Origin of the sequence: Synechococcus sp. CCY9201 (assembly GCF_034931105.1) — a bacterium.
Classification (GTDB): domain Bacteria; phylum Cyanobacteriota; class Cyanobacteriia; order PCC-6307; family Cyanobiaceae; genus CBW1002.
Genome location: NZ_JAYGIC010000014.1, coordinates 1 through 3,312, shown reverse-complemented (window position 1 = coordinate 3,312; position 3,312 = coordinate 1). Strand labels below are relative to the sequence as shown.

Sequence of the window (3,312 nt, the reverse complement as noted above, 5' to 3'; positions counted from 1 at the left end):
CCAACCCGCCGCCGCCAGCCGCTGGGCGGCGCCGGGGTAGGACTGGCCGGCCTGCAGGGGAAAGCTCAGGTCGCGGCCGGTGATCGGCGTTGACCACAGCGTCGCCAGCAGCAGCACCCCAACCAGGCTCGCGCCAAGCCGGATCAGGGAAACCCGGCTCCGCCCCAGGCGGCCTGCGAGCGGCCAGTTCTGTCGCGTCCTGCGGGAATGGGGCATCGCGAACGCAGTGGCAGGCCTCACGGGTTTCAACCATGCCAATGCCGGAAGCTCAGCACCGCTGCCGCCACGGTGCCCTGATCCCGCCGTAGCGTTCATCAAGGGTGGCACTGTCGGTGGCGATCCATTGCCCTTGATCCCTAACCCCTGATCTGTGGCCTGGGCCCTCCAGCCAATCCTGCGTGTGATCCAGCCATGTCCGCTCCCGATGCCCTCACCAGCAACCTGTTCAACTCCATCCTCTGGAGCTGGAATTATGTGGGCATCGACAGCGACACGGGCCGGACGATCCGGGCGAGCGGCCAGTTCCTGAGCGACATTGATCCCGACTCCCAAGACTTCTACGCCATCCAGCGGATCCAGGGCAGTCGCAACCGCGTCCGGATTGATGGACTGTGGCCGGCGGGGAAGGCCATTCCCGGCAACATCGATCCGATCACCGGCGAGCCCTACAACGGCGACAACCGGATCCGGCAGAACGATGACGACAGGGAGAGGGCGCAACTCACCAGTGCCGGATTTCAATTTTCTCTGCGTGATGGCACGTTCGCGAACGTGTTCTTCGCCGGCTTCCTGGAGCCGCCCATCACCCTGGAATTTTTCTCCGCACCGCCCTACCCGATCGGTCCGGTCGCTCCGAACAGCGAAGACCCCGTGATCTTCCGGGCCACGCCACTGTTCGGCTTCTAAACGAAGAGCCGTGCGATGGCCTTTCGGCTGACCATGGCCTATCACCAGACCATGGCCTTTCGTCTGAACCATGGCCCTACGTCTGAAACGGCAGCTGCAGCTCTGGCTGCTGGGGCTGCTCGGCCTGCTGCTGGCCATGGGCAGCCTCACGGGCACAGCGTTGTCCCTGGAGGGGAACTCCGCACGTCCCGACGCAGAGAGCTCGGCGCTGCAGGTGTTCGTTCGGCCCGGCTGCCCCCACTGCGCCCAGGCCAAGGCCTTTCTGCCGGCCCTGCAGCGGCAGCGCCCGGAGCTGGTGGTGCGGATCCGATCGATCGACACCGATCCAGCGGCGCTCGCTGATCTGACCCGGTACTCCCAGCAGGCGGGGGTCCAGACGCCGGGGGTTCCCACCTTTGTGATCGACGGCCAGGTGCTGGTGGGGTTCGACAGCCCGCAAGGCCGTGGCCAGGAGCTGCTGGCCCTGGTGAGCCGCGACCAGCCCAGGCTGGAACCCCTGCGGCTGGGCCCCTTCGGGGAGCTGGATGTGGGCCGGCTGGGGCTGCCGCTGTTCACCCTCGCCATGGGCCTGCTGGATGGCTTCAACCCCTGCGCCATGTGGGTGCTGCTGTTCCTGCTCTCCCTGCTGGTGCACTGGCACGACCGGCGCCGCATGGCCCTGGTGGCCGGCACCTTCGTGCTGGTGAGCGGCGCGGTGTATTTCGCCTTCATGGCTGCCTGGCTGAATGTGTTCCTGCTGCTGGGCTGGAGTACCTGGCTACGGCTGACGCTGGCGGGGCTGGCCTTGGTGGTGGGGATGGTGAACCTGCTGGAAATCCGGCGCGAGGGTCCGAACTTCAGCCTGTCGATTCCGGCATCGGCCAAACCGGGGATCTACGCCCGCATGCGCGGAGTGATCCAGCGCCAGACCCTGCTGCCGGCCCTGGCGGCGGTCGCGGCGCTGGCGGTGGTCGTGAACCTGGTGGAACTGCTCTGCACCGCCGGGCTTCCGGCGCTCTACACCGCCGTGCTCGCCCAGCAGAACCTTCCCGCCGCAGCCCACTACGGTTATCTGGGGCTCTACATCCTGGGCTACATCGCCGACGACAGCCTCATGGTGGGGCTGGCCGTCGTGGCCCTGAGCAGCAACAAACTCACCGAACGAACCGGCCGACTGCTCAAGCTGATCAGCGGAGTTGTGATGGTGGCCCTGGCCCTGGTGTTGCTGCTGAGACCAGGCTGGCTGTTGTGACCAAGCACCAACTCGCCTGCCTCGCGATGCGGTGCTTCCCACGTGAAGGGATCTGGTGGCGCCGAGCTCCTCAGCTCACCGATACGCCCTTCCAGAACGCAACCCGGCCACGGATTTCAGCGGCGGCACTCTTGGGGTCGGGATAAAACCAGGCGGCGTTCGCATTCACCTGGTCGCCGACCACCACGTCGTAGTAATGCGCTTCTCCCTTCCACCCACAGATACTGCGGTGCGACGAGGGACGGAAATGGACAGCATTCAGCGACTCAGCCGGGAAGTAGGCATTGCCCTCCAACTTGACGATGTCGTCACTACTGGCGATGACGGCATCATTCCAACGGGCTTCCATGGCGAGAGAGCAAGGGATCATCATCCTGCAGCTTAATCACCTCAGCGTCCCCGATTCCAGGAAAAGACGCAGAACAAGCAGACTGCGATCGCGTGCCCTGCCTTGATAACTGAAGCCTCCAGGAGGCTCACAGGCTCAGATCTCCAGAATCGGTCAGCCACGGCAAGCAGCCGCTCAAAAAATACCGCACGCCTCATGACCAGCAGTTCAGGATTGGATGCTTCAACCCAGGGGAGGCACAAGTCACGTGCCCGGCCCGCTTGAACCTGACGCTGTGCACTCCAGAGCCATGAATGCAAAGCCCGAAACCGGAAGGTCAACTACCATGGAAGCTTCAGGAAGGACCTCAAATCAAAGGCGGCCTTTCCCCTGGCGACTCCCGAGGCCAGCACTGCGGGATTGTTTTGCCGAAATTCGCCATCCAACGCATAGTCAGCATAAACCAAACCATGCCTTTCCTTGAATCTCAACGAAAAGTCTTCCCGCAGATTACCAAAGCCGAAGCCATCCGGAACAAAGTGTGCTGCAATTGAACGCCTTCTCAGGCTGCGGTCTAGCCCCGGCGTTGATCCATGAATAATTCGCGAACCCCAAAAGAAAACTTGATTAGGTAGCAAGCGCCGCAGCCAGCCCGGACGACTCTAGAGTGGTACCTACGTACCAGGGGCGACGCCATGGCTATGAACCGAATCCAATTCCAGCCTGGAATGTCCGTGCCCCAGTTCATAGATCTCTACGGCACCGAGGAGAAATGCGAGGCTGCCCTTGAGGCAGCTCGCTGGCCGGAGGGATTCCGCTGTCCTCGATGTGGACAGAAGGAGCATGG

5 protein-coding genes are annotated in these 3,312 nt (G+C 63.4%); 3 read left to right on the top strand and 2 right to left on the bottom strand.

The window, feature by feature from the left end:
* Window positions 1–216, bottom strand: a 216-nt coding sequence (locus tag VB716_RS01230) for a hypothetical protein (protein ID WP_323269518.1), incomplete at its 3' end; no start/stop codon positions are given.
* A gap of 195 nt (window positions 217–411) precedes the next feature.
* Here VB716_RS01230 and VB716_RS01225 point away from each other — a divergent pair.
* Together VB716_RS01225 and VB716_RS01220 are read left to right on the top strand one after the other, a co-directional pair.
* Window positions 412–906, top strand: coding sequence for a hypothetical protein (locus VB716_RS01225; protein ID WP_197158296.1), 495 nt, complete (start codon window positions 412–414; stop codon window positions 904–906).
* Between the two features lie 70 nt (window positions 907–976).
* Window positions 977–2,137, top strand: a complete 1,161-nt coding sequence (locus VB716_RS01220) for a glutaredoxin family protein (protein WP_323269517.1) — start codon at window positions 977–979, stop codon at window positions 2,135–2,137.
* 70 nt (window positions 2,138–2,207) lie between these two features.
* On the opposite strand, the gene VB716_RS01215 is transcribed toward VB716_RS01220, so the two are convergent.
* Window positions 2,208–2,486 (bottom strand): DUF427 domain-containing protein, encoded by a 279-nt coding sequence (locus tag VB716_RS01215; RefSeq protein ID WP_197158292.1) that lies wholly within the window; start codon window positions 2,484–2,486, stop codon window positions 2,208–2,210.
* Between the two features lie 674 nt (window positions 2,487–3,160).
* On the opposite strand from VB716_RS01215, the gene VB716_RS01210 reads away from it, so the two are divergent.
* The coding region (locus VB716_RS01210; RefSeq protein WP_323269519.1) for a transposase at window positions 3,161–3,312 on the top strand (152 nt) is incomplete at its 3' end.

What these genes read in the sequence shown, in the direction of transcription:
- VB716_RS01220 (WP_323269517.1), top strand. Translation starts at nt 977, where the DNA reads ATGGCCCTACGTCTGAAACGGCAGCTGCAGCTCTGGCTGCTGGGGCTG.
- VB716_RS01225 (WP_197158296.1), top strand. Translation starts at nt 412, where the DNA reads ATGTCCGCTCCCGATGCCCTCACCAGCAACCTGTTCAACTCCATCCTC.
- VB716_RS01215 (WP_197158292.1), bottom strand. Translation starts at nt 2,486, where the DNA reads ATGGAAGCCCGTTGGAATGATGCCGTCATCGCCAGTAGTGACGACATC.